This window comes from Floricoccus penangensis (assembly GCF_001832885.1).
GTDB lineage: Bacteria > Bacillota > Bacilli > Lactobacillales > Streptococcaceae > Floricoccus > Floricoccus penangensis.
On record NZ_MKIQ01000027.1, the window covers coordinates 138,537 to 165,367 of the forward strand.

The 26,831-nt window shown below is 31.7% G+C and carries 37 protein-coding genes; 30 read left to right on the forward strand and 7 right to left on the reverse strand.

What is annotated here, in order from left to right:
• Positions 1-173: 173 nt before the first annotated feature.
• The 17 genes from BG262_RS05285 to BG262_RS05365 all read left to right on the forward strand — a co-directional run bounded on the left by BG262_RS05285 (position 174) and on the right by BG262_RS05365 (position 16,627).
• Positions 174-494 carry a GntR family transcriptional regulator gene (locus BG262_RS05285; RefSeq protein ID WP_075201827.1) on the forward strand — a complete coding sequence of 107 codons (321 nt, stop codon included), beginning with the start codon at positions 174-176 and terminating at the stop codon, positions 492-494.
• Between the two features lie 3 nt (positions 495-497).
• On the forward strand, positions 498-1,214 hold the full coding sequence (locus BG262_RS05290) for an ATP-binding cassette domain-containing protein (RefSeq protein WP_070787836.1): 717 nt from the start codon (positions 498-500) through the stop codon (positions 1,212-1,214).
• On the forward strand, positions 1,207-1,959 hold the full coding sequence (locus BG262_RS05295) for a hypothetical protein (RefSeq protein ID WP_070787837.1): 753 nt from the start codon (positions 1,207-1,209) through the stop codon (positions 1,957-1,959). Before BG262_RS05290 ends, BG262_RS05295 begins: the two co-directional genes overlap by 8 nt.
• 47 nt (positions 1,960-2,006) lie before the next feature.
• Complete coding sequence (locus BG262_RS05300) at positions 2,007-2,354, forward strand: LytTR family DNA-binding domain-containing protein (RefSeq protein ID WP_070787838.1); 348 nt, start codon at positions 2,007-2,009, stop codon at positions 2,352-2,354.
• Between the two features lie 159 nt (positions 2,355-2,513).
• Complete coding sequence (locus BG262_RS05305) at positions 2,514-3,737, forward strand: FtsW/RodA/SpoVE family cell cycle protein (protein WP_070787839.1); 1,224 nt, start codon at positions 2,514-2,516, stop codon at positions 3,735-3,737.
• A gap of 124 nt (positions 3,738-3,861) precedes the next feature.
• Entirely contained in the window at positions 3,862-4,839 is a 978-nt protein-coding gene (locus tag BG262_RS05310; protein WP_070787840.1) for a 4-hydroxy-3-methylbut-2-enyl diphosphate reductase, read from the forward strand.
• A 159-nt stretch (positions 4,840-4,998) separates the two neighbouring features.
• Positions 4,999-6,828 (forward strand): DNA primase, encoded by a 1,830-nt coding sequence (gene dnaG, locus BG262_RS05315; RefSeq protein WP_070787841.1) that lies wholly within the window; start codon positions 4,999-5,001, stop codon positions 6,826-6,828.
• 10 nt (positions 6,829-6,838) lie between these two features.
• Positions 6,839-7,948, forward strand: a complete 1,110-nt coding sequence (gene rpoD, locus BG262_RS05320) for an RNA polymerase sigma factor RpoD (protein ID WP_070787842.1) — start codon at positions 6,839-6,841, stop codon at positions 7,946-7,948.
• 112 nt (positions 7,949-8,060) lie between these two features.
• The gene (locus BG262_RS05325) at positions 8,061-8,393 is read left to right on the forward strand and encodes a metal-sulfur cluster assembly factor (protein ID WP_070787843.1); all 333 of its coding nucleotides are present in this window, start codon (positions 8,061-8,063) and stop codon (positions 8,391-8,393) included.
• A gap of 249 nt (positions 8,394-8,642) precedes the next feature.
• Positions 8,643-10,340, forward strand: coding sequence for an endolytic transglycosylase MltG (gene mltG / locus BG262_RS05330; RefSeq protein ID WP_070787844.1), 1,698 nt, complete (start codon positions 8,643-8,645; stop codon positions 10,338-10,340).
• Positions 10,341-10,359: 19 nt separating this feature from the next.
• Positions 10,360-10,833 (forward strand): transcription elongation factor GreA, encoded by a 474-nt coding sequence (gene greA, locus BG262_RS05335; RefSeq protein WP_070787845.1) that lies wholly within the window; start codon positions 10,360-10,362, stop codon positions 10,831-10,833.
• 74 nt (positions 10,834-10,907) lie between these two features.
• Positions 10,908-11,138, forward strand: coding sequence for a DUF1146 family protein (locus BG262_RS11040; RefSeq protein WP_070787846.1), 231 nt, complete (start codon positions 10,908-10,910; stop codon positions 11,136-11,138).
• Between the two features lie 170 nt (positions 11,139-11,308).
• Positions 11,309-13,795, forward strand: coding sequence for a DNA gyrase subunit A (gene gyrA / locus BG262_RS05345; protein WP_070787847.1), 2,487 nt, complete (start codon positions 11,309-11,311; stop codon positions 13,793-13,795).
• A gap of 3 nt (positions 13,796-13,798) precedes the next feature.
• Positions 13,799-14,551: a class A sortase gene (locus tag BG262_RS05350; protein WP_070787848.1), complete on the forward strand. Its 753-nt coding sequence runs from the start codon at positions 13,799-13,801 to the stop codon at positions 14,549-14,551.
• A gap of 115 nt (positions 14,552-14,666) precedes the next feature.
• Complete coding sequence (locus BG262_RS05355) at positions 14,667-15,497, forward strand: DegV family protein (protein ID WP_070787849.1); 831 nt, start codon at positions 14,667-14,669, stop codon at positions 15,495-15,497.
• Between the two features lie 62 nt (positions 15,498-15,559).
• Positions 15,560-16,246 (forward strand): YpmS family protein, encoded by a 687-nt coding sequence (locus BG262_RS05360; protein WP_158006646.1) that lies wholly within the window; start codon positions 15,560-15,562, stop codon positions 16,244-16,246.
• Between the two features lie 105 nt (positions 16,247-16,351).
• Entirely contained in the window at positions 16,352-16,627 is a 276-nt protein-coding gene (locus BG262_RS05365) for a non-specific DNA-binding protein Hbs (protein ID WP_070787850.1), read from the forward strand.
• A 95-nt stretch (positions 16,628-16,722) separates the two neighbouring features.
• Here the strand turns inward: BG262_RS05365 and BG262_RS05370 are convergent, their stop codons facing one another.
• The 5 genes from BG262_RS05370 to BG262_RS05390 all read right to left on the reverse strand — a co-directional run bounded on the left by BG262_RS05370 (position 16,723) and on the right by BG262_RS05390 (position 19,954).
• Complete coding sequence (locus BG262_RS05370; RefSeq protein ID WP_233278822.1) at positions 16,723-17,904, reverse strand: tyrosine-type recombinase/integrase; 1,182 nt, start codon at positions 17,902-17,904, stop codon at positions 16,723-16,725.
• Between the two features lie 371 nt (positions 17,905-18,275).
• Positions 18,276-18,665: a hypothetical protein gene (locus tag BG262_RS05375; protein ID WP_070787851.1), complete on the reverse strand. Its 390-nt coding sequence runs from the start codon at positions 18,663-18,665 to the stop codon at positions 18,276-18,278.
• The gene (locus BG262_RS05380; protein ID WP_070787852.1) at positions 18,637-18,858 is read right to left on the reverse strand and encodes a hypothetical protein; all 222 of its coding nucleotides are present in this window, start codon (positions 18,856-18,858) and stop codon (positions 18,637-18,639) included. Before BG262_RS05380 ends, BG262_RS05375 begins: the two co-directional genes overlap by 29 nt.
• 359 nt (positions 18,859-19,217) lie before the next feature.
• Positions 19,218-19,613 (reverse strand): hypothetical protein, encoded by a 396-nt coding sequence (locus BG262_RS05385; protein WP_070787853.1) that lies wholly within the window; start codon positions 19,611-19,613, stop codon positions 19,218-19,220.
• Between the two features lie 14 nt (positions 19,614-19,627).
• Complete coding sequence (locus BG262_RS05390) at positions 19,628-19,954, reverse strand: helix-turn-helix domain-containing protein (protein ID WP_070787854.1); 327 nt, start codon at positions 19,952-19,954, stop codon at positions 19,628-19,630.
• Between the two features lie 282 nt (positions 19,955-20,236).
• Here BG262_RS05390 and BG262_RS05395 point away from each other — a divergent pair, with 282 nt between their 5' ends.
• The 5 genes from BG262_RS05395 (at position 20,237) to BG262_RS05415 (ending at position 22,161) form a co-directional block, all read left to right on the forward strand.
• Positions 20,237-20,422: a helix-turn-helix transcriptional regulator gene (locus BG262_RS05395; protein WP_070787855.1), complete on the forward strand. Its 186-nt coding sequence runs from the start codon at positions 20,237-20,239 to the stop codon at positions 20,420-20,422.
• 11 nt (positions 20,423-20,433) lie between these two features.
• Positions 20,434-21,105: a Rha family transcriptional regulator gene (locus tag BG262_RS05400; RefSeq protein ID WP_070787856.1), complete on the forward strand. Its 672-nt coding sequence runs from the start codon at positions 20,434-20,436 to the stop codon at positions 21,103-21,105.
• An 11-nt stretch (positions 21,106-21,116) separates the two neighbouring features.
• Entirely contained in the window at positions 21,117-21,428 is a 312-nt protein-coding gene (locus BG262_RS05405; RefSeq protein WP_070787857.1) for a hypothetical protein, read from the forward strand.
• Positions 21,421-21,573, forward strand: a complete 153-nt coding sequence (locus BG262_RS10745; RefSeq protein ID WP_158006647.1) for a hypothetical protein — start codon at positions 21,421-21,423, stop codon at positions 21,571-21,573. Before BG262_RS05405 ends, BG262_RS10745 begins: the two co-directional genes overlap by 8 nt.
• 357 nt (positions 21,574-21,930) lie before the next feature.
• The gene (locus BG262_RS05415; RefSeq protein ID WP_070787859.1) at positions 21,931-22,161 is read left to right on the forward strand and encodes a hypothetical protein; all 231 of its coding nucleotides are present in this window, start codon (positions 21,931-21,933) and stop codon (positions 22,159-22,161) included.
• A 98-nt stretch (positions 22,162-22,259) separates the two neighbouring features.
• Here BG262_RS05415 and BG262_RS05420 read toward each other — a convergent pair whose 3' ends face one another.
• Positions 22,260-22,640 (reverse strand): hypothetical protein, encoded by a 381-nt coding sequence (locus BG262_RS05420; protein WP_070787860.1) that lies wholly within the window; start codon positions 22,638-22,640, stop codon positions 22,260-22,262.
• 12 nt (positions 22,641-22,652) lie between these two features.
• A complete protein-coding gene (locus BG262_RS05425) occupies positions 22,653-23,057 on the reverse strand; it encodes a hypothetical protein (protein WP_070787861.1) in 405 nt (134 codons plus the stop codon).
• Positions 23,058-23,167: 110 nt separating this feature from the next.
• On the opposite strand from BG262_RS05425, the gene BG262_RS05430 reads away from it, so the two are divergent.
• Genes BG262_RS05430 through BG262_RS05460 form a run of 8 tightly spaced genes read left to right on the forward strand, consistent with a single transcriptional unit; the run spans position 23,168 to position 26,787 of the window.
• Positions 23,168-23,566: a hypothetical protein gene (locus tag BG262_RS05430; protein ID WP_070787862.1), complete on the forward strand. Its 399-nt coding sequence runs from the start codon at positions 23,168-23,170 to the stop codon at positions 23,564-23,566.
• An 8-nt stretch (positions 23,567-23,574) separates the two neighbouring features.
• Positions 23,575-24,297 (forward strand): ERF family protein, encoded by a 723-nt coding sequence (locus BG262_RS05435; protein ID WP_070787863.1) that lies wholly within the window; start codon positions 23,575-23,577, stop codon positions 24,295-24,297.
• Positions 24,287-24,718 (forward strand): single-stranded DNA-binding protein, encoded by a 432-nt coding sequence (gene ssb, locus BG262_RS05440; RefSeq protein WP_070787864.1) that lies wholly within the window; start codon positions 24,287-24,289, stop codon positions 24,716-24,718. The genes BG262_RS05435 and ssb overlap by 11 nt, the downstream gene beginning before the upstream one ends.
• Positions 24,719-24,734: 16 nt before the next feature.
• On the forward strand, positions 24,735-25,685 hold the full coding sequence (locus BG262_RS10750; protein ID WP_070787865.1) for a Lin1244/Lin1753 domain-containing protein: 951 nt from the start codon (positions 24,735-24,737) through the stop codon (positions 25,683-25,685).
• A complete protein-coding gene (locus tag BG262_RS05450) occupies positions 25,682-25,882 on the forward strand; it encodes a hypothetical protein (protein WP_070787866.1) in 201 nt (66 codons plus the stop codon). Before BG262_RS10750 ends, BG262_RS05450 begins: the two co-directional genes overlap by 4 nt.
• Complete coding sequence (locus BG262_RS10755) at positions 25,879-26,040, forward strand: hypothetical protein (RefSeq protein ID WP_158006648.1); 162 nt, start codon at positions 25,879-25,881, stop codon at positions 26,038-26,040. Before BG262_RS05450 ends, BG262_RS10755 begins: the two co-directional genes overlap by 4 nt.
• Positions 26,027-26,374 (forward strand): YopX family protein, encoded by a 348-nt coding sequence (locus BG262_RS05455; RefSeq protein WP_070787867.1) that lies wholly within the window; start codon positions 26,027-26,029, stop codon positions 26,372-26,374. The genes BG262_RS10755 and BG262_RS05455 overlap by 14 nt, the downstream gene beginning before the upstream one ends.
• The gene (locus tag BG262_RS05460) at positions 26,374-26,787 is read left to right on the forward strand and encodes a RusA family crossover junction endodeoxyribonuclease (RefSeq protein ID WP_070787868.1); all 414 of its coding nucleotides are present in this window, start codon (positions 26,374-26,376) and stop codon (positions 26,785-26,787) included. Before BG262_RS05455 ends, BG262_RS05460 begins: the two co-directional genes overlap by 1 nt.
• Positions 26,788-26,831 lie beyond the last annotated feature (44 nt).

Here is a 26,831-nt window from a genome sequence, read left to right on the forward strand (position 1 = left end):
TAGAAAAAATATAATTTAATTAAGTGTGGAAATCTTCCATGCTTTTTTTATTTTATTTTTTTATATTAATTGTTGACATAAATTAAGTATCGGTGTATTATTTATCTAGAACACTAGTAGAGGAGGAAAAGATCATAGAATTTACAAAAAATAGTCCTATATATCAGCAGATTATGGAATATATCAAACATGATATAGTTGCTGGTAAACTAGAAAAAGACGAAAAAATCCCTTCAGTAAGGGAATTGGCAGTTGAACTTAGTGTTAATCCTAATACAGTTCAACATGCATTAAGTGAGTTAGAACGAGAAAATATTTTAAAAAGTAAGCGTGGACTTGGAAGATTTGTAACTGATGATGAGGGGATAATAAAAAATATGAAAAAAGAAGAGGTAAAAGATTTAGTTGAAAATTTTACGAAAACAATTAAATCACTAGGCTTTGACTTAGAGGAAACTACAAGTTTGGTTGAAGAATATTTCAAGGGGGAATAAGAGATGACTGAAATATTAAAAATAAATGATCTAACATTCAAAAGAGATAGAAAAACAATTTTGCGTGATGTAAATCTTTGCTTAGATTCAGGTAAAATTGTAGGGTTAATGGGAGAAAATGCCTCAGGAAAAACGACACTAATCTCTTTGATTGCTAATTGTTTACCAATAAATTCGGGTGAAATTTATCTTCATGGTGAAAAGAGGAATCAATTGACTAATGAATATGTTTCATATATTTCAGATTTGGATGGATTTTCTAAGTCAATGAAGATTAAAGACTTGATGAAATTCTATAAAAAATGGTATGAGAATTATGATGAGAAAAAAGCTGAAGAGCTAAGACAGTTTTTGAAGCTGGATTTAAATTTGAAAATTTCTCAAATGTCTAAGGGTACAAAAGAAAAAGCCATTATCATGTTTACAATGGCAAGAAAAGTTAACTTGTATCTATTAGATGAACCGCTTAGTGGGATTGATATTTTTGCCCGTGAAAGCATAATCAAAGCTTTGATGAGCTGGTTTAATGAAGAATCAACAGTCATAATTTCTAGTCATCATATTGATGAAATATTTCCTATACTAGATGAGATAGTGGTAATTGATAGACAGACGGTAGTTGGTCATGAAAATACAGAAGACCTTTTGGAAAGTGGAATGACCGCTAATGATTATTTTAAGGAAGTTTATTACGAAAAAGGGGGAGATATAGATGCTTAAAGTAATAAAAAATATTGTAACTGATAATAAGACAGATTTATCCTTGATAGCATTAATTTTTTTAGTAATGGAATTTGCTATTTCATATTTAATTAATCGGTATCTAACGATTGAAAATGCAGGAGACCTTAATGGACAATCTTTTGATGAGTTTAAGGAAATGCTGTTAATATATACCTTTATAATGATATTAGTTATCTATATTATTGTAGTGCTTGTAAGAATTTCAAAGAATCAGAGAAATCTACTGACCGTTGAAAAATATCGATTAACAAATTTCAAAATTTTTGATTTAGTTACAGGGTCCATGATTGGATATCTGATTGATTCGCTAGTATTTTTGTACTTTGTACCAGCAGTTTTTATCCTAATCTTTCAACCTGGGTATAATATATTGAAAATTGATTTCTTTCTTCTATTTATTCTTCAAATGCTTTTGATATTCAGCTATGAGAATCTATTTACTTGCATAAACTCAATTGTAAGCAGATATATAGCTTGGAAGTACATAACTGTAATTCTGTTAGTGGCAATAATTCTTGCACCTTTAAAATTATTGGTACCTTTATTTATACCAGTTGCAATTTTATCTCATGACATATCAATGGAAGGATTTTCTGCAGAATTTGGTGGAATGACAGAACCAATATATTTGTTGATTACTTTTCTAATAATACTAGCTTCAATAATTGTGTCTATTTATATATTACCTAAATTTTCAATTGTGAAATCAAAGGCTAAATAATAATGTTTGTTATTTAGTACTAGTTTAATTATATAAAGGATAAGTTTATGAGTAATCAAAATATTAAAGATAGTAGTGATATGATATTTATAAGTACAAAATTTAAGGATATATGTGTTCCTCTCGATGAGATACTTTATTTTGAAACTTCACCACAACCACATAGGCTGATATTGACTACAAGCACGAATAAATTTGAATTTTATGGAAGATTATCTGAGATTGAAGAAAAATACGATCAATTAATTAGGAGTCATAAATCATTTCTTGTAAATCTGTCCAATGCTATTGAATTGAATAAAAGTAATTTGAGCATTAAATTCATTAATGGTTGTGAGTGCTATGTTTCCAGGAGAAAAATAAAAAAAATTCAAAGCGTTATTAGTAGAAATTGATCATGAGTAATATTATAAAAATTTGGTTCATTATTTATTTAATGAACTTTTTTTATATTTTTGATAATAAAATTGTAAAAAACTTACCTTTATATTGACTTTAAAAAATGTTAAAATGGTATTTAGCAATTTTACTATGAAATATAATTTGAGGTTAATATGAAAACCGTACTAAAAAAAATAAATTTTCTTGATTATACTATTTTAATTCCGTATTTAGTATTATCTGTTTTAGGATTGGTAATAGTTTATTCAACAACGACACCAATTCAGATAGAATTAAACGAAAATCCTATGGGTTATGTTAAAAATCAAACAATTTTTTGGATTTTAAGTTTGATAGTTATTTGGATCCTATACCATATGAAGCTGAGTTTTCTTAGAAATCGAAGACTGATAAAGTGGATAATGTGGATGGAAATAGGTCTTTTATTTGTTGCTCGATTCTTAGCACCTACAAGAAATGGAGCACATGGTTGGATTGGAATTGGTAGCTTTACAGTTCAACCAGTAGAGTACTTGAAAATCTTAATTATTTGGCAACTTGCAGCAGCGCTTGCAAAAAATCAAGATAGAATCAGACAAAATGATTTGCAGGGTTCCTTCTATGGTTGGAGTGGTCAATTTATTATTTCTGCCGCATTAGTTGCTGCAATGCCAGATTTGGGTAATTTATTGATTATTCTTGGTGTAGTAGCAATAATGATTTTTTCAAGTGGGGTTAGTCGGGGTTGGTTCAATACTGCTGTGGGTGTTGGAGCGATAGTATTTATTGTACTTGATTTAATTATCAACGTAACTGGTGGAAAAATTTTTGGTGGACCACTTTCACGTTTTAACTATATAAATAAGCGATTTGTAGCTTATATTAATCCGTTTACCGATGTAACTGGAGACGGGCATCAAATGGCAAACAGTTACTATGCCATTAGTAATGGTGGATGGTTTGGTCGAGGCCTTGGTAATAGTATTCAGAAGAAAGGCTATCTTCCTGAAGCACATACTGACTTTGTGTTTTCTATTGTTATCGAAGAACTTGGACTAATCATGTCCTTACTCATTCTTGCTTTGCTATTTTTCTTAATTTTAAGAATTATGGTGGTTGGGATAAAGGCAAAAGATCCGTTTAATTCAATTATGTGTATTGGTGTTGCAGGACTGTTCTTAATGCAGGTTTTTGTAAATATTGGAGGACTTTCAGGATTAATTCCTGAAACTGGAGTAACTTTCCCATTCCTTTCTCAGGGAGGAAATAGTCTCTTAATACTTTCCATTGGTATTGGTTTCGTATTAAATATCAGTGCCGATGAGAAAAGAAGAGAGATGGTTGAGTTGTCAGAGCAAAATGCATTCAAAGCCGAATTAGAGACTGAAATGATTTAATATAGAAAATATAAATCCTATACTTAGAAAGGGTTTATTTTTTTCTAAAAAAGAAGTAAAATTTCTTGTATTTTGCTAAAATAATGGTTAGAATATACTTTTGAAACAAAAGTTGGAGGTTATCATGAAAATAAAGCATATAACGCCTATGGGATATTGTTATGGTGTAATTGATGCTATGGTTATTGCGAAAAATGTTGCCATGGATGAGAGCCTTCCAAGGCCTATATATATATTAGGTATGATTGTTCATAATGCACACGTAACAGAAGCTTTCGAAAGCGTTGGAATAGAAACAATAGATGGTGAAAACCGCCTTGAAATACTTGATAAAATTGATAGTGGTACTGTTATTTTTACGGCACATGGAGTGAGTGATCAAGTTCGAATAAAAGCTCAGGAAAAAGGACTTATTACGATTGATGCATCGTGTCCAGATGTACTAATAACACATGAAATAGTTAGGAAAAAAATTACTGATGGAAATACGGTGATTTATATTGGGAAAAAAGGACATCCCGAACCCGAGGGTGTGCTTGGTATTGACCCAGAAAATATATATTTGATTTCAAATATTGATGATGTAGAAAAATTGGATATAGATGGAAAAATATTTGTAACCAACCAGACAACTATGAGTATGTGGGATGTTGGTGATATAATGGATGCTGTCTTGGATAAATACCCACATGCAGAAATTCATAGTGATATTTGCCAGGCAACAAATGAAAGACAGCAAGCAGTAGCGGAACAAGCAGTAGGTTGTGATCTAACGATTGTAGTTGGTGATCCCAAAAGTAATAATAGTAATCGACTTGCTCAAGTCTCAGAAGAACAGGCAGGTGTTAAATCATACCGTGTTGCTGATGTAAGTGAAATTAAACCGGAATGGCTTGTTGGAGTCGAAAAGATTGCGGTAACGGCAGGTGCATCTACACCGACAGCAGTTGTCAGAGAAGTTATTTCATATTTAGAATCATTTGATGGAAAAACGTCTGAAAGCCATGTCTTACCTGAAGATATTTTACCTAGAGGTGCCGCACGTGACCTAACTAGAAAACGTCAAAGAAGGTTAGAAAAACTTAGGGAACAAAGTTTATAAGATAAAAGGAGGAAAGGATTCCTCCTTTTATTATTAATTCGTTAATATAGTCATTCATATTTATTACTTTGCTAGAAACTATTCCCTTTACATCTTAAAATTTTGTGGTAAAATAAAACTTGGTAGTTTGCGCTCTTTTTTTAGTTTGGAGGTGATGACATGGCAAAACTCGATCGTGAAAAAATCACTGAAATTAAGCAAAGTGTCAATATTGTTGATGTTATTTCACAGTATGTAGCACTTTCTAAAACTGGTAAAAATTATCTTGGCTTATGTCCTTTTCATGGTGAAAAAACTCCAAGTTTTAATGTAAATGCTGATAAACAATTTTTCCATTGTTTTGGGTGTGGTAAATCTGGAGATGTTATAAAATTCATTGAAGATTATAAACAAGTTAGTTTTATTGATAGCGTTAAAGAGGTTGCTGATTATGCCGGAATAGAACTTGATATCGATGATGCACCACAAAGGGAAAATCCTAATCAAGCATTATTTGAAATTCATACTCAAGCAAGTAGAGTCTATCATATGATTCTTACGTCAACGGAACTGGGCCAAGAGGCCAAAAAATATTTGTATGACCGTGGAATTGATGATGAGATTATTAACCGCTTTGGTATTGGTTTAGCTCCAAATGAGCCTAATGTGTTATACAAGTCATTAGCAAATAAGTTTGAAGAAAAGGTCTTATCCGAGTCAGGTCTTTTTACTTTTACAGAGAATAATATTTATGATTCCTTCCAAAATAGGATTATGTTTCCTCTCATGAATGAGTATGGTCAGGTGATTGCATTTTCTGGAAGAATTTGGCAAGAAAATCAGATTAACCGAAAAGAAGCAAAATACAAAAATTCAACAACAACTCCAATATTCAATAAGAGTTATGAATTATATAACTTGAATATTGCAAAACCATTAATCAATAAATCGAAAGAAGTATATTTGATGGAAGGATTTATGGACGTAATTGCTGCCTATAAAGTTGGAATAACAAATGTAGTAGCTACAATGGGTACAGCACTTACTGAAAATCATGTAAGTAAACTCTCACGTTTGGCAAAAAGTTTTGTTCTACTCTATGATGGAGACAAAGCGGGTCAAAATGCAACCTATAAATCTCTGGATTTACTAAGAGGAAAAAAGGTTCAAATTGTAACTGTTCCTGATCGACTTGATCCAGATGAGTATGAAAAGCAGTATCCAGGTGCGCTGAAGAATTTAATGATTCAGGGTAGGATAAGTGAAGTAGAATTTTTAATTGATTATCTAAAACCAGATAATCTTGCAAGTCTTCAAGATCAAACTAACTTTTTGGATCAAATGATTCCAATAATAGCTAATGTTGCAAGTTTGACAGCACAAGACGCCTATATTAAAAAGTTAAGTGAGACTGTAAAAGATTTTGACTATCAAAGTATTGAAAATCAAGTAAATAGATTACGTCCAAATAATCAAATTTCTGTGCAAGATGATTGGGGTTATCAACCACCAACTGATGAAGATTTTTTCAGTCCAGTACAAGTTGAGCAAAATTTTAATTATGATGATTTTGCAAATCCTGTTATTAAATTATCTGCATTAGAGAGGACAGAGCAGTATTTACTACAAAGGATTATTTCTAATCCATATTTATTGAAAGATATTATGGATGACGAAAAATTTGCCTTTAAACATAAAAAATATCAAAATTTATTTGAAGCCATACTTTTACAATATATGGCTCTTGATAATATTGATGAAATACAATTAGTGCATAGTTTATCTGATGATTTATCAAATCTATGGTATCAAATTAAATCTTTGAATTTACCCGATGAACTAGATAAGGAAGAGATGAGTGATTTACTAAATTCTTTTGAAAAGCAAATAAACATATTAAAGCTTGAAGATTTGAAAAAGCAACTTGATTCAGCTCGCAAAGTTGGTAATAAAGAAAAAGAGACTGAGCTGACCTTAGAAATTATAAATCAAAAGAGACTTTTAGACTGAGGAGATAAATTTGACAACTAAAAATAACAAAAAAGAAGTAACAAGTGTTGATGTAGCGGTAGCAGAGTATATTCGTAGTCACAAAGCAGAAGGAACTGTTATTGATGATGAACTTACAACAGAACTGATTGCTAAACTTGAACTTGAAGCAGACCAAATAGATGACGTTCTACAAAAAATTCAAGATGCAGGTATCTCTATTGTCGATAAAGAAGGTAATCCAAGTGCAATGGCACTTAAAGATGATCCAAGTCTTGAGGAAGACGACGAAGATTTAACAGCTGCAGCTGGTGTTAAAATTGACGATCCAGTTCGTATGTACCTTAAAGAAATTGGTCGTGTACCTCTACTTACAATGGAAGAAGAAACTGCACTTGCAGAAGCAATTGCTGCAGGTGATGAACAAGCCAAACAACACTTAGCTGAAGCAAATTTACGTTTAGTTGTAAGTATTGCAAAACGATACGTTGGTCGTGGTATGCAGTTCTTAGATCTTATCCAAGAAGGTAATATGGGTCTAATGAAAGCAGTAGAAAAATTTGATCATACAAAAGGATTCAAATTCTCTACATATGCTACTTGGTGGATTCGTCAAGCAATTACACGTGCAATAGCTGACCAAGCAAGAACAATCCGTATTCCAGTGCATATGGTTGAAACTATTAATAAGTTAATTCGTATTCAACGTCAATTACTTCAAGATTTAGGCCGCGAACCTACTCCAGAGGAAATTGGTAAAGAAATGGACATGGCTCCAGATAAAGTACGTGAAATATTAAAGATTGCTCAAGAACCAGTAAGTCTAGAAACACCTATCGGAGAAGAAGATGATAGTCGCCTTGGTGATTTTATAGAGGATGAGGTAATTGAAAACCCAGTTGATCACACTACTCGTGTAATTTTACGTGAGCAGTTAGATGAAGTTCTAGATACCTTAACAGATCGTGAAGAAAATGTCCTTCGTTTACGTTTTGGTATTGATGATGGTAAAATGCGTACTCTTGAGGAAGTTGGAAAAGTTTTTGATGTAACGCGTGAACGTATTAGACAAATTGAAGCAAAAGCATTAAGAAAACTCCGTCATCCAAGTAGAAGCAAACAACTTAAGGATTTCTTATAATTGTAATACTTTCACAAATTTGCTATTCTGAATTTATACATAAAAATATATGAGATACTTTTTAAACATTTTAAGAAATGATATGTAATAGTATCCTATAAAAGGAGATTATATGGCTGATAAATACACTGCAGAAGAAGTCGAAGAAATAAAAGATAGAATTCTAACTGCTCTTGAATCAGTAATTGACCCTGAACTTGGAATCGATATCATTAATCTAGGATTAGTTTATGAAATCAGTTTCGAAGACAATGGGTATACTGAAATAAAAATGACATTGACTACAATGGGATGTCCATTGGCAGATATATTAACTGATCAAATTCATGATGCTTTAAAAGAAGTACCTGAAGTTACAGAAAGTGAAGTTAAACTAGTTTGGTATCCAGCTTGGACTGTTGATAAAATGAGTCGCTACGCACGTATTGCCTTAGGAATAAGGTAATCGCGCAAGCGATTCTTTTCTTTTTAAATTAAAGCAATAATTCTTTTTAATGCAATGTTTTTTCGTATAACTGTATAACATTAAAGTTTATTTGTGATATTACAAAAGCTAAGTATTTATAAAATATTTGTGAACTATATACCAATATCTTAGTGTTTTGCTTTATAGAACTTGTGCTTTTATTGAAAAAATGGTATTTTTAGGTATAATTACTAATGTTATGTTTAATATTAAGTTGAGAGGTTAGTTTTGGATAAAAATAAAGAAAATGAACAGCTTTCCCAGGAGAGCTTTAAAAATAAATTATTAGAACAGATGAAGGCTAATAAGGATACAACAAATAGTAATGAAGAAATTGTTGTTGTTAGTGAAGATGTGCCAGTTGAAGATGTTCCGATTTTTGAATCTTCCCCCAATGAAGAGTCGGTCATTAAAAAAGAAAATGAAGAGGAAACAAGTCAAGAAAATGTTTCTGATATAAGAAATGATTCTAATTCATCTGATGATACATCATTAAAAGTTGAAAATGATTCAGTGCAAGAGCAAGAGTTAGAAGAAAAATCTGCAATTCCTGAGTTAACTGAGCCTGCACTTAAGAAAAAAGATGAAGCATTAAAAACATACGCTAAAAGAAATAATAATAGCAGTACAGACGAGGACACTAAAGAGTTAAATAACTTATCAGGTTCGAAAGATATGGATAATGAATCTGAAGATAAGAATTTATCTTTTGGAAACGAACTAGATGATAAATCAGAAAAAGGGCATGATGAGACTGACGAGTCAATAAAATCTCATTCAAGACGTGCACAGAAAAGAAAACAAAAATCTATTGCTGGTAAAATTATTGCTACAATTTCAGTTATATTATTAATTTTAGTTGCAGTTGCAGGATTTTTGGGATATCGTTTCTGGAGTACATCAACAATGCCTTTAGATTCAAAAAGTACAACATATAAAAGTGTAGAGATACCTGAAGGTTCTGGAAATAAACTAATTGGTAATATTTTAGAAAAAAATGGAATTATCAAAAGTGCGACTGTTTTTCAATACTATACAAAATTCAAAAGTAGCGGAAATTTCAAGAGTGGCTATTATAACTTCAGTCCAAGTATGAATCTTGACGAAATTTCAGATAAGTTAGTTGAGGGTGGTACTGAGAAGCCACAAGAACCAGTGCTTGGTAAAGTAGTAATTCCTGAAGGATATACATTGGAACAGATAGCGGAAGCAATTACTAAAAACGCTAACTCAAAAAATAAAAAAGGTAAAACTCCATTTTCTAAAGATGAATTTATCAAAGTATTAACTGATGATAACTTCATTAATAAAATGAAAGAGAAATATCCTTTAATGATGGAATCATTACCCGACAAAAAAGATGTCAAGTATCAGTTAGAAGGATATTTATTCCCAGCTACATATGATTACACTAAAAATACTACAGTAGAATCACTTGCTGAAGATATGCTTTTTACAATGAATACGAATCTTAGTCCATATTATGATGAGATAAAATCTAAAAGTTTAACTGTCAATGAAGTATTGAGTTTGTCAGCTCTTGTTGAAAAAGAGGGAGCAAATGATGAAGATAGAAGGATGATTGCTCAAGTCTTTTATAATAGACTTAATGCTGGTATGCCTTTACAGAGTAATATAGCAATTTTATACGCTGAAGGAAAATCAGGTCAAAAAACTAGCCTTAAAGAGGATGCAGCTATTGACACCAACATTGATTCGCCTTATAATTTATATGTTCATACTGGCTTTGGGCCTGGGCCGGTGGCTAATCCAGGTATTGCTGCAATTAAAGCAGTTATGAATCCAAAAGCAAATGATTATTTATTCTTTGTAGCTGATGTTTCCACAGGTAAAGTTTACTACTCAAGGACACTTGCAGAGCACGAAGAACAAGTACAAAAGTATGTAAATGATCAAATAAATTAAACTAAAGAAAGAAGAAAAGATGGCTGAAAAGACATATCCTATGACCCAAGAGGGTAAGGAAAAATTAGAACAAGAATTAGAAGATTTAAAATTAATTAAACGTCCAGAAGTCGTTGAGAGAATTAAAATTGCTCGCGGCTATGGCGACTTGTCAGAGAACAGTGAATATGATGCAGCAAAGGATGAACAAGCCTTTATCGAAGGTCGTATTTCAACTGTAGAAACAATGATTAGAAATGCTGAAATTATTGATAGCGATGCTGTTGATAAAAATGAAGTTGCTATCGGTAAAACAGTTACTTTCCAAGAATTACCTGATGGTGAAGTTGAAACTTATACTATCGTTGGTAGCGCTGAGGCTAATCCTTTTGAAGGTAAAATTTCAAATGAATCTCCAATTGCTCAAGCTTTAGTTGGACAAAAGAAAGGTGATGTTGTTAAAGTAACATTACCAGTCGGAGAAATCCAAGTGAAAATTACCAAAGTAAAATAGTTAAAAGAAAGACACCTAAAAAGGTGTTTTTTCTTAGATTAATTTTATTTGAAAATCAAAAAAAGGAGAAGATAATGAACATTATTTTTGAAGTAACTAGAATAGTATCACATTTTATTTTTATATACATATCGTTTAATTTTTTATCTGCACTAGATTTTAATAAAATTTTTAAAGCAAACACAAATTATAGAATTATCCAATATTTTGTAATTTTTTTAAGTGTTGCCATTGGATTTTTGGTAAGCAATTTCTTTCTAGAAATTGTCAGTCTATCAAAGGATATATTCACAAGCTTTAAGTGAAAAAAGGCCTTAAATATGTTATAATAAAGTAACTATATTGTTAGTTCAAATATTAGAAAAATATATGTTTAGAAAACATAATTATTGCAAAGAAAAATGAATTATTTATTTTTCAAACTAAATAATATTTAATTTTGAACAATTATAATTTCTAGAATGAGGCCAAAAAAATGCAAGATAAGCACTTAAAAGATGTAAATTTAGCCAGTGAGATGAAGACAAGCTTTATCGATTACGCAATGAGTGTAATTGTAGCGCGTGCTCTGCCAGATGTACGTGATGGTTTAAAGCCAGTTCACCGACGTATCTTGTATGGTATGAACGAGTTGGGAGTAACCCCTGACAAGCCCCATAAAAAGTCAGCTCGTATTACTGGGGATGTAATGGGTAAATATCACCCACATGGGGACTCAGCCATCTATGATTCTATGGTTCGTATGGCTCAGTGGTGGAGCTATCGTTATATGCTTGTTGATGGACATGGTAACTTTGGTTCTATGGATGGAGATGGAGCCGCTGCCATGCGTTATACTGAAGCTCGAATGAGTAAAATTGCTCTTGAAATGCTTCGTGATATTAATAAAAAAACTGTTGATTTCGTTGATAATTATGATGGTACTGAAAGAGAACCGGTTGTACTTCCTGCACGTTTCCCCAACTTATTAGTAAACGGTACTACAGGAATTGCGGTTGGTATGGCTACAAATATCCCACCACATAATTTGGGTGAGACTATTGATGCTGTGAAATTAGTTCTAGATAACCCTGAAGTAACAACAAAAGAATTGATGGATGTTATTCCAGGACCTGATTTTCCAACTGGAGCCCTTGTTATGGGTCGTTCAGGTATCCATCGTGCCTATGAAACTGGTAAAGGATCAATTACTCTTAGAGCAAAAAGTCACATTGAATTAACTTCTACAGGAAGAGAAAGAATTGTTATAACTGAAATTCCTTATATGGTCAATAAGGCTAAACTTGTTGAAAGAATTGGTGAGCTTAGTCGCGAAAAGAGAATTGAAGGACTTACAGCACTTCGTGACGAATCAAATCGTAATGGTATTCGAATTGTTATGGAGGTACGCCGTGATGCGAGTGCGAATGTCATTTTAAATAACCTATTTAAGATGACTAGTCTTCAAACAAGCTTCGGTTTTAATATGCTCGCTATCGTTAAAGGTGAGCCAAAAATTCTCAGCTTGAAAGAAATACTTACGCACTATATAGCACATCAAATTGAGGTTGTAGAACGTCGTACAAGATTCGATAAAGAAAAAGCTGAGGCAAGAGCACATATCTTAGAAGGATTGCGTATTGCACTTGATAACATTGATGAAGTCATAAAAGTAATACGTGACAGTGATACCGATGCAATTGCTCAAGATGAATTGATGCAACGTTTTGGTCTTTCTGAGCGTCAGAGTCAAGCTATATTAGATATGCGTCTCCGTCGCTTGACTGGTTTAGAACGTGATAAGATTGAAAAAGAATACAATGAATTATTAGAATTAATCGCTGATTTAACAGATATTTTAGCAAAACCAGAGCGTGTTCGTATCATCATTGAGGAAGAACTTGAAGAGGTTAAGAAAAAATACTCAGATCCACGTCGTACTGAATTGTTGGTTGGTGAAGTAATTTCAATTGAAGATGAAGATTTGATTGAAAAAGAAGAAGTTCTTATAACTTTATCAAATGAAGGATATATTAAACGTCTCACTCAGGATGAGTTCAGGGCTCAAAAAAGAGGAGGGCGTGGTGTTCAGGGAACTGGGTTGAATGATAATGATTTTATTAGTCACTTGGTTTCAACAAGTACCCATGATCATCTACTATTCTTCACAAATATGGGGCGAGTATATCAACTGAAAGGATATGAAATTCCCGAATATGGTCGAACTGCTAAAGGGCTTCCTCTTGTTAATTTGATTAAACTAGAAGAAGGTGAAAATGTTGAAACAGTAATTAATGTTTCGCAATCTGATGAAGAAAGATACTTATTCTTTACGACTAGAAATGGTCTTGTTAAAAGAACAGATGCTAAAGCTTTTGCTAATATTCGACAAAATGGATTAAAAGCAATTAATCTCCGTGAAGGTGATGATTTAATTAATGTTTTATTAACTGATGGTAAGCAAGAAATTATCATTGGTACACATGATGGATATTCTGTGCGATTCAAAGAAGAAGTTGTACGAGATATGGGTCGTGGAGCAGCAGGTGTCAAAGGTGTAAATCTTCGACCAGGTGATTTTGTAGTTGGTACAAGTATTATTTCAAATGACCAAGAGGTACTGGTTATTTCAGAAAATGGTCTTGGTAAGCGTACAGATGCAGAGCAATATCCAACTAAGGGCCGTGGTGGTAAAGGAATTAAGGTAATGAATGTTACTGAAAGGACTGGTAAATTAGCCGGTCTTGCTACCATAAATGGTGATGAAGATATAATGGTTATTACTGATACTGGTGTTATAATCCGTACGAGTGTTGAGAATATTTCTCAAACTGGTCGTTCTGCTCAAGGTGTTAAGGTAATGAGGCTTGATGATGATGCTAAAATTGTAACTTTTGCTTTAGTAAATCCTGAAGTTGATGATTTAGAAGAGAGTACAAACAGTACTGGTGAAGTTACTGAAAGTGGTACCAACGAGGAATAGTACATGGGAAAAGAAAAAAAGAAAAAAAGAAATTTAAAAAATATTGTTATTAATATTTTAATTTTTCTATTATTTGTTGTTGGAATTGCCTTAGTTTTTAATAAGGACATACGAAATGTTTTCATGAATAATACTACAACTCAGTATCAAGTTAAGAATATTTCAAATGATGAAGTTAAAAAAAATCAAAAGGCTGATGTGTCTTTTGATTTTGATAAAGTAAAATCAGTTAATATACAAGATGTAATGAATTCACAGTTTGATCGTACAGTAGTTGATAACCTACCAGTAGTTGGTGGAATTGCAATTCCAGATCTTTCACTTAATTTACCAATCTTTAAAGGTGTTGATAATGTAGCATTATTTTACGGTGCTGGAACTATGAAGGAAGATCAAGTTATGGGTCAAGGAAATTATGCTTTAGCTAGCCACTATGTTAGCGGATATATTTCTAACGGTTCTAATTTACTTTTCTCACCACTAGAGCGTGCCAAAGTAGGTATGAAGATTTATCTAACTGATATGAATAAAATTTATGAATATGAGGTTAGCGACATGGGAGTTTTTGATCCTTCAAGAGTTGATTTGATTGAAGATGTTGATGGAGAAAAAACTATAACATTAGTAACTTGCTCTGATTTGGCTGCTTCTGATAGAAGAATAGTGTTTGGAAAGTATGTTAAAGAATACGATACTAGTAAAGCAAGTCAAGATGTTACTAAGGCATTTGATACCAGCTTTAATAGCGTAGACTAATTTATAGATAATAATCATATTCACAAATATGATTATTTGACAGAATTCATAGGCGACAGTCTATGAATTTTTTGTTATAATTAATCATATAATATGTATAGGAATGTGATGTAAAATGTCAATAAAGATTGTAACAGATTCAACGATTACTATTGAACCAGGTCTCGTAGAAGAATTAGATATTACAGTGGTTCCCCTTACTATCCTAATCGATGGTGTTTTATATAAAGATACTGACTTAGACTCAGAAGAGTTTATAGAAAAAATGCAATCTAGTAAAAATTTACCAAAAACAAGTCAACCTCCAGTTGGAGTTTTTGCGGAAGTATATGATGATTTAGGCGCAGATGGAAGTCAAGTTATATCAATTCATTTAACAAAGATTTTGAGTGGTACTGTTGAGGCAGCAAGACAGGCCTCTAATTTAACAAATACTGATGTTACTGTCATTGATAGTGAATTTATTGATCAGGCGCTCAAATATCAAGTAGTAGAAGCTGCTCGTTTAGCTAAAGATGGTGCAACAAAAGAAGAGATTCTTGCTAGTATTGAAAATGTTAAGAACAACACTGAATTATTTATTGGTGTTGCTACTTTAGAAAATTTAGTTAAAGGTGGACGTATTGGTCGTGCTACTGGTATGGTTGGTAACTTATTAAACTTTAAAATTATTTTGCAGTTAACCTCAGAAGAGCTTGCACAAGTTGCAAAAGGAAGAGGAAATAAGACTTTTACTAAATGGGTAGATGAGTACGCAAAGAGTCTTGAAGGACGAAACGTTAAGGAGATTAGTATATCACATGCAGGATATCCTCCAATTGCTGATTATGCTAAAGAAAAGTTACAGCCTTATGTTGAAAAAGAAATTATTTCATTACCAACTAATTCAACAATTGCAACTCATGCGGGAATGGGCGCATTTGCTGTAATGACAGAATTTGAATAATAATTATTATTGTAAATTGCTATCTTATGATAGCAATTTTCTATATCAATAGTGGAGGTTCAATGGAAGAAAATAAAGATAGCAATTTAAACGAGCAAGATAATCAAGATTCAATCAAGAATAAAAATAGCTCAAAAAATAAAAAAAGTCGTTTTATAAGTAAAGATAAAAAAATAAATTGGTGGAAATATCTCTTTATTGCTTTGTTAACAATTAATATAATTTTTGTAGGTAGTATCGCTGGAAAAATATTTATGGGATATAACAGTAATGTTAATCCTAAAATTGAAGAAAAACATGAGTTAGATGTAGCAAACAAAGTTGCAAAAATTGAAATGACTTCCTCACAAGTTAATAACTTAGTGAATTCATATTTGAAAGATTTTCAAACTTCTAAAATGAAATATAATTTTTATCTTGGGGATGTAGCAACGTTTACTGGTACTTATAAATTTTTATTTATGAATATACCATTAAGTATAACCTTTACACCCCTTGCCATGGATAATGGAGATATAGAATTAAAGGTTGAAAATATTTCTGCAGGAAGTATAAACTTACCAAAAGATAAGGCTTTGGACTATATTAAGTCAACATATGACTTTCCAAGTTTTGTAAGTATCAATGGACAAAAAGAAAAAGTAACTATTGCCCTAGCACAGATGGAATTACCTAATAATTTTTTAGTTGAAGTTGATCAAATTGACTTAAAGAACGAAAAATTGTCATTTAACTTGTTACAAAAATAATAAAAAGCCCAAAAAACCTTATAAAAGCTTGCTTTACAAGGATTTATTTGATAAAATTAAAATGCCTTAGGGTAAACAAATATACAATTTCGGAGGAAATTAATAATGGCTAATAAGCAGGATTTAGTTGCAAAAGTTGCAGAAAAAGCTGAACTTACTAAAAAAGATGCAGAACTTGCAGTAAACGCAGTATTCTCATCAGTTTCAGAATTCTTAGCTGAAGGTGAAAAAGTACAACTTATCGGATTTGGTACTTTTGAAACTCGCGAACGTGCAGCACGTACAGGTCGTAACCCTCAAACTGGTAAAACACTAGAAATCGCTGCAACTACAGTACCTGCATTTAAAGCTGGTAAAGCTCTTAAGGATGCAGTTAAATAATTTCTTTACAAAAGCCCTACAACCGCAAGGTTCGTAAGGCTTTTTAATTTGAATTTTTGAGAAAAGTAGCAAAAAGGTAGCAAATATTTAAAACATTACTTAACTTTTCTTGAGTGTTTATTATCAATTTCATCTAACAATTTAGTAATATCTTGCTTCATTGATTTAGTAACATGCGTATATATTTTTTCAGTGGTCTTAGAACCATCACTATGACCAACTCTTGCTTTAATTGCTTCCAGTGGAATTCCTTTTTCAGATAAGTAACTTATTAAAGAGTGTCTGAATATATGGCTAGATAAATTCTTATTAATTGGATTGTTTAATCTTGAATTAGCTTTTTGAATAGCGAGGTTAAATGAATTATTTGCTAGGGGGATTCCATTCTTTGATACGAATATGAAATTCATATCTTGATATTTTGAATTTGTCATTTTAGTATATTCGTTCAGTTCTATAAACTCATCTAGTATCTCGATTTCTCTTTTTGAAAGAGAGACAGTTCTATAGCTCGCAATTGTTTTTGGTGTAGTTTTACTTCCAAGCCTATATCCTACAGTTTTATCAAGAGTCCCGTGGATATCAACAGTTTTTTCTTTTTTATTATAATTTTCTTTTTTGATTGCTATTGCTTCCCCAATTCGACAGCCGTTCAAAGACATGAATTCAGCAAGCAATGCTATTCGATACGTTTTTTTTGTTTGGCGTAGTTCCCCAATAAGCAATTCTAACTCTTCACGTTCTAAGTATTTCTTTGTTACTGATTCATATTCTTTTATAGTTATTATTTTTCTAGGTAGTTTTACATTTCTTGATGGATTAATTTGCAAAAGATTATTATCGACTGCATAATCAAACATTAAATTTAGCATAGATTTCATTCTTTCTTTACTTCCATGAGTTGTATCGAAATTTATTAATCTTTTTTGTATATACTTAGTTGTTATATTAGAGATAATTGTTTCTTTATCAAATAACAACCTCAATTTTTTTACTGAACTATTTAAACTAGATATCGAAGATTGTTTAATACCTTTTTTATAAAATTTCCACCAATCTTCTAATAAATCTATAAATTTAATATTTTCAGTTACAGGAGAGTCCTTTAACTTTTCTTTGACCTTATCTTTGAGAATAGTTGAAGCTTGATTCTCAGTTTGTTTAGTATTCTTATTCATTGTCACGGCTACATATTTTTTTCTGCCTGTATAAGGATCTTTATAATCCATGACAAATTTTGTTTTTCCGTTAGGTTGTTCTACCGGCCACATTGCCATTGTTAATTCCTCCTATTTTATGATAAAATAGGGTACAAGAAAACTACCCTATTCAAGTGGTTTTTCAATTTAAACGTCGCCTCGCTCGCCAAAGTAAGGGTGGCGTTTTTTTGTGTTTTTCTATTTAAATAGATATGTTATAATAAATGTACAATATATATGACATATTAGAAAGGCGATATAACCATATGAAAAAAATTAAACATACAATTAATTCAATGACATATAATGAGCAAATCAACTTAAATACTATGCTGCGAACATTTTTAAAATTAAGCAGCAACACTAAAGAAGCTTATGAATTCAGCGTTTTAAACTATGAAATTATTGATACTGAATTAGAAAATAATTTAAATGCATTATTTAAAATTTCAAGTAGTGATCTTTTCAACAACATCTCCGATAACAATAGGGTCAGTATATGAACCACCGGTAACTTGATCTAAATCAACATCTAACCTTTTGTAGTCTGTCGTTGACCCACTTAGAGCATTTGCAACATTTAAAATACCACCTTCTTTTTTCACTAATTCTGTTTCACAAATAGTAAATTTATCATATATTTTTTTCGCGATTATCGTACCCTTATCCAAATCGTAAGATCCTAAGCTTTCTCCAGTATCAGGATCTACAATGTTGAATTCATCGGGTTGAATTATCTTGAATTTATCACCAAGTTCTATCCCGTTGTCAGCTCCAGCTGTAATTACAAAAGAATAATCATTGATTATCTTAGCTATTTTTATTTGTTTTTTCACCATTATTTATTCCTCCGATAAGAATTTTTGCATCTTTTTCTAATTTTTGTTGTGATTCTTCAAGTATTTTTTTATCTTTGCTTGATAAAAGCGAGAATGCTCTATCATATAGCGCTAATAATATAAAAACTTTTTCTCTTGTACTTGTTAACTCTGATTGTGTAGTTGCTAAGTCTTTCTGATATCCTGTGACCATTTCCTTGAGACCTTTAGCGTTTGATTTTTTTTGCAGAATTTTTTTCTGTAAAGAGTTGTTTTCTATTGATAAAAACGCTATATATAGGATCGAACAAATAATGATACAAACCAAATATATTATTAAATATACTAATTTCCAACCGTCTTTGAATAGCGAGCCTATAAATGCAACTGTAGAAATATTAAAAAACCATATGCTAACATCTTTTAGTTTGCTAGTTTTCAGTTCCTTCTCCTTTCAAGATTCATTCCTTACCACAGTCCATGTGGTTTTATTTTTTCAAAACTTCCAAAATTTTACTTTTAATTTCTTCCTTATCTTCTTCAGATAAGGATTTTATTTTTTCTTCAATTTCTTTATTTTTCATATGTTAGATACTCCTTGAATAATTCTTCAGCAATATCATAATAACAGCTTTTGATGTGATAAACATTCAGAAAACGATATATATCAACGTATTCTGGCATTGAGTCATATAGTGAAAGAAAATCTTTAACTCTTTCATTAATCCAATACTTATCAGCTTCGGCTTCCTGTTTAATATGTATTGTTGGAGCTGAAAGTGATGTGAACTCATGACCATTAACTAAATGCCCTAGCTCATGAAGTATAGCATTCTCTATTTCTACACCTTTAAGATATCCGTTTATCATTATCGAATTAACCTCAGGAATGTATAATCCATGAGTATCTAAATCGTAAGAATAAATAATAGAAATGCCCTTTTCCTTTAATTCTTTTTGTATATCCATAAAAAACCTTAAATTTACTTATTAGCAAAATATGCTTTTAGAAAATCTTTTACTACCTTTCTATCATTATCTGATAAAGGCTTACCACCAAAGCTCATCGCATTATCTGTCATTCTTTCTAAATCTTCTTCGGTAGGTGCTGTATTCTCATCTCGTCCTAGCAAATAGTCTGTAGATACACCAAAATAATCAGCTACTAATTGTAGTCGTTCAGTTTTAGGAACTCTTTTTTTCCATTGGTAAATAGTATTTGAAGGAATTCCCAATTTGTCTTCTAATGCTGAAATAGTTATTCCTCTTTTTTTACAAAGTTCTTTAATTCTTTCAAGTAATATATCCATAAAAATCCCTCTAAATCCTTATGGATTTTAACTAATAAAAATATTAGTTAAAAGTATTGACAACTAATATTTTTATTAGTACAATATACCCATAAGCTAATGTAATGAGCTAACAAAAAGCATAAAAACTATCTCTAAATCAATTCAAGGTCGGCAAACTAAGAATGTTAATTTATGTGGTCGTTTTATGTCTTATTTAACTATGTATTTATACTAATATATTTATTAGTTATTGTCAATTATTTTTGTTAAAAATATTAGCTTATATAGAAAGGAGATTAAATGAGAGAAAATTTAGCTATTAAAGTAAGAGTCGCACTAGTTAGAAAGAATATGACTCAGTCTGATTTAGCGAAAATTTTAGGTATATCAGGAGCGTATTTATCTGATATCTTAAATGGTCGTAGAAAATCTGAAAAACAGATAGAACTTATCAAAAAAGCTTTGAATATTGAAGATGATAATTGAAAGGAGAATAAATGAATACGTTAAATTTAGAAAGAACTTTAACAAGCAATGAAGTTTCTAAAATGATTGGTAAAGAGCATTCGAAACTAATGAGAGATATTCGTACTTATATAACATATTTAGACGAAGCCAAAATTGGCTCGGTTGATTTCTTTATTGATTCTACATACCAGGATTCAAAAAATGAAACTAGACCAAATTATTTACTAACAAAGCAAGGTTGCGAAATGGTTTCTAATAAATTGACTGGAGCGAAAGGTGTTCAGTTTACAGCAATGTATGTTAGTAGATTTAACAAAATGGAAGAAGATTTAAAAGCTATCCCAACTAGTCCAAGAGAATTAGCAAAATTAGCTCTTGCAGCAAATGAAGAAGTAAACGAACGAGTTGATAAGATTGATACTCGACTAACTGAAATTGAAGAAAATAAACCTATCAATACTGAAGATTATGGAACTATTGGTAGAAATGTTTCTAAGAAAGTTCATAAAATAATTTCTGAACGACATTTGGAGGTTGAAGCAAGAAAACTTTTATTCAAGGATTTGAACTCTAGCATCAAGCAAGTATTCAATGTTCCAAATCGTGGCCGTATAAAAGATAAAGATTTTGAAAAAGTTCTTGATTTTATTAGAGGTTGGGAACCATCTTCTGTGACTAATGCAAAATTGAAAGAATTATAAGTGAGGTAATTATGAATAAAACAGTAATTGGTAGAGTAGTAGAAGTAGATATAGAGTCTCCTTGGATGACTGATGAGGAATTAAGGAAACTATATAAGAAGAAGAAGCTCAGGAAAATTCAAGAAGTTGCAAGAGCTATGCAGAATCATCCAACTGCTAGTCACTGGGTAAGAACTGGAGAAGTTAGAACTTGCCATATTGATGCATATGATGAATTTTATGATTGGTATCAACGATATAAAAATGTTCCTAGAAAACCTGAGTTAACTTTTACTAAAAGATTTAGTGCGTGGAAAAGGGCAAAAGGAGATGAAAATGAGTGACCTATTCGGAACATTAGCAGTATTATTAACAATCTTTCTATTCTGCGTATTCTTCTCAGCGTTACAAGTGAGTAGAGAGTACGAAAAAGAAAGAAAAAAGAACGCAAAAAAAGCCACACGGACGGCAATCCATAAAGTGGCTTAGGAAAGTTTATAGGTAAAGTATAACATGAAAAAAGAAATTTGCATATTGGAAGGAGTGTCATGCCTTTCAGAACAATAAAAATAAAAAACAGATCAAGAGCCTTAAAGAAACAGGCTGATAAATTTGAAAAACTATGTATTAAAAATGGTTATTCATATGAGATTGTAATAGATAATACACTAAACCTCATACCTCGTGTATACGACGAGAATGGGAAACTAATTACTAGTCCAGGCAGTTGCAGAATCGAACTTGATGACGAAAGCAGGATTCTAACTTATGAGGATAGATGTAAACATAGAAGTTCGATACTCAAGCTTGCTTTAGATAATTTAAACAAATCTAAGGGAGATTCATATGAAATTAACTGAGGAACAAATATTAGCAAACTATAATGTCGCTTATGCAGCAATTGAAGAAGATATATCAACTCTAAGCTTGAACGATTGGGAAGACACATTAATCGTATATAGTCAGCTATTTGGAATTGACGTAGATAGTATTGATTACGATAACAATGGATTTTATCAGCTATATAAAATCGTATACAAAATGCTTGAAGACAAGTATGGCGATTTAACATTTTAAAGGAGAAAACATGAGTATATTCGAAAAAATATTAATTTTAATGAAGACAGTAATTGGCATATCTACCATAGTAATTAATATATTAATTATAAAAAAACTTAAAGAGTTGAGAGATTAGGAACTGATGATAAAGGATATCCCATTTCAATCAAAGCTTTAAGTTCGAACAGTTCTTTTTGAGAAACATCTTCAACAGTTTTCAATGACTGATTGTCCTCAATGTTGATAACAGTATTTAAAAATATTTGTGAATGAAGGGAGTTGGAGAAAAGATCTAATATTTCTCCATATAGTAATACATATGTTTGGTTTTTATATACACCGAAGTAAGAGTTATTAGGATTTATATGCTGGTATTGTTCCGCGAGAGGAGTACCATTAATCATTAACTTAACATTTGGATCATTTATAGTTTTCCATTGAATTTTGTGATTAAGAGTCTCTGTTCGAAGTTCATTAATTAGTGGAGTATTTTTCATAATTGCCTTTCGTTATTTAAAAATTGCAAAGAATTGTTCAAATGGTTCTATGAAGTCAATATACTTTATATTTTGTTTCCCTTTAAACTTTTCTATATTTTTAACTATTTTAGCTATATCTTTCCTTTTAGAAGTTATAGGGTAGTTACCTTTAAATTTAGCCGTTGTCTTAAAAAGTATAACTACCGAGTTTTCCTTAATTACTTCATTCTGACTTGTTGCATTTTTTAAGGTTGTATCTATTGCTGAAAGGGTTCCATAGTATTCATCTTTACTATGTGCAAAATTAGTTTCTTCTTTAGCAATGTCTAATTTTCTTTTAGTTTTAAAGGATAAATATAGTGTGAGCAATGTAGATATGAATCCTATAACTCCAGTAAGTGAATTGAATTTATCTAGCGAATCCCAAAAATCCATCAATGTACCCTCCTTTAATATCAACATTATATCACATTAAAATACCATTAAGTTTTAACTATAAAGAATGTATACAAATAAATAATATTTATAAATGAAAGGATAAATAAATGAATTTAATGATAACAGCAATAGATAGAGAAACTGGCGAATTTGCAGATTTTGATTTAAGCATAATTAAAGATTTGTCCAATGATGATGTAGCAAATTTACGAGTAGATACAAAGAAAATTGAAGCAATTGGTAAAGCTGCAGATAAGGAAATCAAGGAGCGTCTTGATAAAGGTGAAAAGTTCACGAGAGTCTCATACGGAAATCCTCAAGTAACAAGAAATCTTATATTAGACGAATCTGCTAAAAAAGCATTAATAAAAAAATATGGTTGGGAAAGTGTTGAACCATTAACGATTGCTAAATTAGAAAAGAAATTTGGAGAAAAAATTACCGAAGATCTTGAACCATACATAGTAAATGTTCCAAAAAACCCAGCTATTCAATGGGATAAGTGAGGTTAGTAATGGCTAAAGAAACAAAAGAGTACGGCGATATCTATGAGGCTCTCTCAGCAGTTCAACAAGCTATTGTACAGCCGTCAAAAGATGGTAGCAACCCAATGTTCAAATCTGATTATGTGACCTTAGATGGCGTTGTAATGGCTATAAATGATGCGATAAAAGAAGCTCAAGCAAAAATATTTTGGACTAATTACATTGTTGATAATGTAATGGTCACAGATATTCGAGGTTATGGAGATCAAGTAGTTATTGAAGGAAGTCCAGTTGCAACAAATCTTGGCAATCGTGGGACAAATGAAGCTCAAGCAATGGGAAGTGCATTAACTTATGCTCGTAGATACAGTCTTTCTATGGCATTTGGTATCACTAGCAACGTTGATGACGATGGCAACGCTGCTAAAGGTAATACAATTCCACCAAAGAAACAATCGAAGCCTAAGAAGAATGATAACGGCTTTACTGATAAAGAAAATGGAATATTAAGTAAATTGAGGCAAAAGTTATTAGACATGGGAATCAGTCCGCTAGTAATAGATAAAAATATGCCAAAAGAAGGCTCAACTTTTGATGAATTTAAACAAGCGTTTATAGACTTACATGAGAAAAATGTTAAGCCATTGAAAACTCCTGAAGAAGTTGCAAAAGAGGTGACAAGCGAAACTCAAGAAGAGCTACCTTTAGATTTGAAATACACAGTAGAGAAGGAAGAAGTAAATGATAAATAATGTTGTATTAGTCGGTAGACTGACTAAAGATATTGAACTTAAACAGACGGCTAGTGGACAATCAAACACAAGTTTCACTTTAGCAGTAACTCGTAACTTCAAGAACCAAAATGGTGAGTATGAAAGTGATTTTGTTCAAGTAGTAGCTTGGAGACAAACTGCAGAGTTCTTATCTCGTTTCGGTGCTAGGAAAGGCAATCTACTTGGTGTTACAGGACGTATTCAGACTCGTAATTACGAAAACCAACAAGGACAACGTGTGTATATTACTGAGGTTGTTGCTGATAATGTGACTTTCCTTGAAAGCAAAGCAGTAAGAGAAAATGGTCAAAGTCAGCAACCTACACAACAATCAAATAATAACGATCCATTCAGTGGTGGAAGTCCAGTCAACATTGATGATGATGATTTGCCATTTTAATTAGAAAAGAGGGGACATGGCTAGACCAAAGAAAATAGGTCTTGATTACTTTCCTATGGATGTTGATTTTCTAAGAGATATAAAAATTAGGAAGATAGAAAAAGAATGTGGTAGTGAATCTATCAAGGTACTGCTTTGTTTACTAGGCAATATATATAGAGACGAGGGGTATTACATTAATTGGGATGAAGATACTGCATTCTTAATTTCTGATGAAATTGGCTTAAAAGAAGAAGTGGTCAAGGAAGTTGTTAATAAATCTTTGCAAGTTGGATTTTTCAGCAAATATCTTTTTGATGAAGAAAATATTCTCACTTCAAAAGGGATTCAAGAGAGATATTTAGAAGCAAAGAAAAAAAGTAAAGGTATAGTTATTGACGCAAAATATACAGCACAAAGGGAGTTTATGGAACTTAATTCTCCAATAACTACACTTGAAGATGAATTTAAGGGAGTTAATTCTCCGAAAACTAGGGTTAATGAGGAAATAACTGGGGTTAATTCTCCGATAAGTACACAAAGTAAAGTAAAGGAAAGTAAAGGAAAGGAAAGTAAAGTAAAGGAGAGTAAACAAAATCCTCTTCAGCAGATATTAACTTTCTACAACGAAAACATTTCTCCTGTTACTCCCTTTGTCAGAGAAGAAATTGAATTTGATTGTAAAGACTTTGGATATGAACTTGTTCAAGAAGCTTTAAGGCGTACAGTTTTAAATTCTAAAACGAGCTATAAATATTCTCAAGCAATCTTAAGAGATTGGAAGAGTAAAAACTACAAGACTTTAGAGGACGTTGAGACTACATTGAAAAGAAATAGCAATCAGCAAAACGTTTCTCAAAAAGATGCAAATACTAAATCAAGTGCCAAAGTACCTGATTGGCATCAAGAAACTCAAAAGGACGATGACAGCAATAGAGAGCTAACTCCTGAAGAGATTAAAGAATTATTCGGAGAGGATGCATTATGAAATTGACAGGGAAAAATGCTAATCCAATGATAATAGATTTCTTCTTGAGTGAAGTTCCTGGGGCGACTAAAAAAGACTTTCTAGAATGGATGCAAAGTGAAGAGACAGTGCAGAGTCCTATTAGGTTCTATGCATTCGTCCATAAAATAAGCATTCAAGAAGCTATGAAGATAAATGGATTTGAGGTAGAGGAATGAAAGTAAACGATAAAGTCATTTACACACCGACAGATGAAGTTGGAACAATAACACGAGTGTACTTCAATTCTCTATTTCCTTTTGAAGTTGATTTAGGATATAGGGTTGTGAGTGCTAGGTTGGAGCAGTTGAAGGAGATTGAAGATGAGAGAGATTAAATTCAGAGCATGGTATACACCATTTAAGAATCACAATATCGGTCAAGAAATGAAATATGGCAGCGCAGGTTCAATATTAACTTTTGCAGAAATGAGTCCTGAGAAATATAAAGTAATGCAATATACAGGATTTAAAGACAAAAACCGAGTTGAAATCTACGAGGGAGATATTATAAAAAATGATTCAGATAATCATTTTGAAGTACGTTATATAGATGGACTATCAATGATAGTTTTTAAGGGTTTCAAGTATATTATGCTTCCTAAGATGATTGAAGATTTTACTGTAATAGGAAATATTTACGAGAACCCAGAACTTCTGGAGCATAAATAATGAAATTTGAATTCGAGCTATATAGAGCTACTTCAAAAGCTAAAGTACCAACATGGCAGAAGTTGATTATCAACTCTAACGACAGAATGCATTATCAACAAAAGGCTAAAGTCACCAAGAAATTACGACATATGGCTAAACTTCAAGCTTATGAAGTGAGTTTCGGAAGAACATATGAGAAATTCAGTAAGAATAAGCCATGTGGAGTTACTTTAACAGTCTATACACCAACTAAACGCAGAAGTGACCCAGATAACTTACAGCCAACGTTAAAAGCTATTATGGACGGATTTACTGAAGCGGAACTATGGGCAGATGACAATCATGACGTAGTGAAATATACAAAACATCAGTTTGGTGGGTTGTCAGGAACTGATGCTTACCGATTGGTAGTAGAAATTGATGAACTGTGACCACAGAAACAAGCCAAATTGAGCGATTAAATGATAAATAAGGT

Coding starts and splice junctions, on each gene's coding strand:
- BG262_RS05285 (WP_075201827.1), top strand. CDS start 174: ATGGAATATATCAAACATGATATAGTTGCTGGTAAACTAGAAAAAGAC.
- BG262_RS05310 (WP_070787840.1), top strand. CDS start 3,862: ATGAAAATAAAGCATATAACGCCTATGGGATATTGTTATGGTGTAATT.
- BG262_RS05390 (WP_070787854.1), bottom strand. CDS start 19,954: ATGGATATATTACTTGAAAGAATTAAAGAACTTTGTAAAAAAAGAGGA.
- dnaG (WP_070787841.1), top strand. CDS start 4,999: ATGGCAAAACTCGATCGTGAAAAAATCACTGAAATTAAGCAAAGTGTC.
- BG262_RS05355 (WP_070787849.1), top strand. CDS start 14,667: ATGTCAATAAAGATTGTAACAGATTCAACGATTACTATTGAACCAGGT.
- BG262_RS05455 (WP_070787867.1), top strand. CDS start 26,027: ATGAGAGAGATTAAATTCAGAGCATGGTATACACCATTTAAGAATCAC.
- greA (WP_070787845.1), top strand. CDS start 10,360: ATGGCTGAAAAGACATATCCTATGACCCAAGAGGGTAAGGAAAAATTA.
- BG262_RS05415 (WP_070787859.1), top strand. CDS start 21,931: ATGAAATTAACTGAGGAACAAATATTAGCAAACTATAATGTCGCTTAT.
- BG262_RS05370 (WP_233278822.1), bottom strand. CDS start 17,904: ATGGCAATGTGGCCGGTAGAACAACCTAACGGAAAAACAAAATTTGTC.
- BG262_RS05450 (WP_070787866.1), top strand. CDS start 25,682: ATGAAATTGACAGGGAAAAATGCTAATCCAATGATAATAGATTTCTTC.
- BG262_RS05365 (WP_070787850.1), top strand. CDS start 16,352: ATGGCTAATAAGCAGGATTTAGTTGCAAAAGTTGCAGAAAAAGCTGAA.
- gyrA (WP_070787847.1), top strand. CDS start 11,309: ATGCAAGATAAGCACTTAAAAGATGTAAATTTAGCCAGTGAGATGAAG.
- BG262_RS05405 (WP_070787857.1), top strand. CDS start 21,117: ATGAATAAAACAGTAATTGGTAGAGTAGTAGAAGTAGATATAGAGTCT.
- BG262_RS05300 (WP_070787838.1), top strand. CDS start 2,007: ATGAGTAATCAAAATATTAAAGATAGTAGTGATATGATATTTATAAGT.
- BG262_RS11040 (WP_070787846.1), top strand. CDS start 10,908: ATGAACATTATTTTTGAAGTAACTAGAATAGTATCACATTTTATTTTT.
- BG262_RS05385 (WP_070787853.1), bottom strand. CDS start 19,613: ATGGATATACAAAAAGAATTAAAGGAAAAGGGCATTTCTATTATTTAT.
- BG262_RS05305 (WP_070787839.1), top strand. CDS start 2,514: ATGAAAACCGTACTAAAAAAAATAAATTTTCTTGATTATACTATTTTA.
- BG262_RS10755 (WP_158006648.1), top strand. CDS start 25,879: ATGAAAGTAAACGATAAAGTCATTTACACACCGACAGATGAAGTTGGA.
- BG262_RS05425 (WP_070787861.1), bottom strand. CDS start 23,057: ATGGATTTTTGGGATTCGCTAGATAAATTCAATTCACTTACTGGAGTT.
- BG262_RS05290 (WP_070787836.1), top strand. CDS start 498: ATGACTGAAATATTAAAAATAAATGATCTAACATTCAAAAGAGATAGA.
- BG262_RS05420 (WP_070787860.1), bottom strand. CDS start 22,640: ATGAAAAATACTCCACTAATTAATGAACTTCGAACAGAGACTCTTAAT.
- BG262_RS05295 (WP_070787837.1), top strand. CDS start 1,207: ATGCTTAAAGTAATAAAAAATATTGTAACTGATAATAAGACAGATTTA.
- BG262_RS05395 (WP_070787855.1), top strand. CDS start 20,237: ATGAGAGAAAATTTAGCTATTAAAGTAAGAGTCGCACTAGTTAGAAAG.
- BG262_RS10745 (WP_158006647.1), top strand. CDS start 21,421: ATGAGTGACCTATTCGGAACATTAGCAGTATTATTAACAATCTTTCTA.
- ssb (WP_070787864.1), top strand. CDS start 24,287: ATGATAAATAATGTTGTATTAGTCGGTAGACTGACTAAAGATATTGAA.
- BG262_RS05400 (WP_070787856.1), top strand. CDS start 20,434: ATGAATACGTTAAATTTAGAAAGAACTTTAACAAGCAATGAAGTTTCT.
- BG262_RS05430 (WP_070787862.1), top strand. CDS start 23,168: ATGAATTTAATGATAACAGCAATAGATAGAGAAACTGGCGAATTTGCA.
- BG262_RS05325 (WP_070787843.1), top strand. CDS start 8,061: ATGGCTGATAAATACACTGCAGAAGAAGTCGAAGAAATAAAAGATAGA.
- BG262_RS05460 (WP_070787868.1), top strand. CDS start 26,374: ATGAAATTTGAATTCGAGCTATATAGAGCTACTTCAAAAGCTAAAGTA.
- BG262_RS05360 (WP_158006646.1), top strand. CDS start 15,560: ATGGAAGAAAATAAAGATAGCAATTTAAACGAGCAAGATAATCAAGAT.
- BG262_RS10750 (WP_070787865.1), top strand. CDS start 24,735: ATGGCTAGACCAAAGAAAATAGGTCTTGATTACTTTCCTATGGATGTT.
- BG262_RS05350 (WP_070787848.1), top strand. CDS start 13,799: ATGGGAAAAGAAAAAAAGAAAAAAAGAAATTTAAAAAATATTGTTATT.
- BG262_RS05380 (WP_070787852.1), bottom strand. CDS start 18,858: ATGGTCACAGGATATCAGAAAGACTTAGCAACTACACAATCAGAGTTA.
- BG262_RS05435 (WP_070787863.1), top strand. CDS start 23,575: ATGGCTAAAGAAACAAAAGAGTACGGCGATATCTATGAGGCTCTCTCA.
- BG262_RS05375 (WP_070787851.1), bottom strand. CDS start 18,665: ATGGTGAAAAAACAAATAAAAATAGCTAAGATAATCAATGATTATTCT.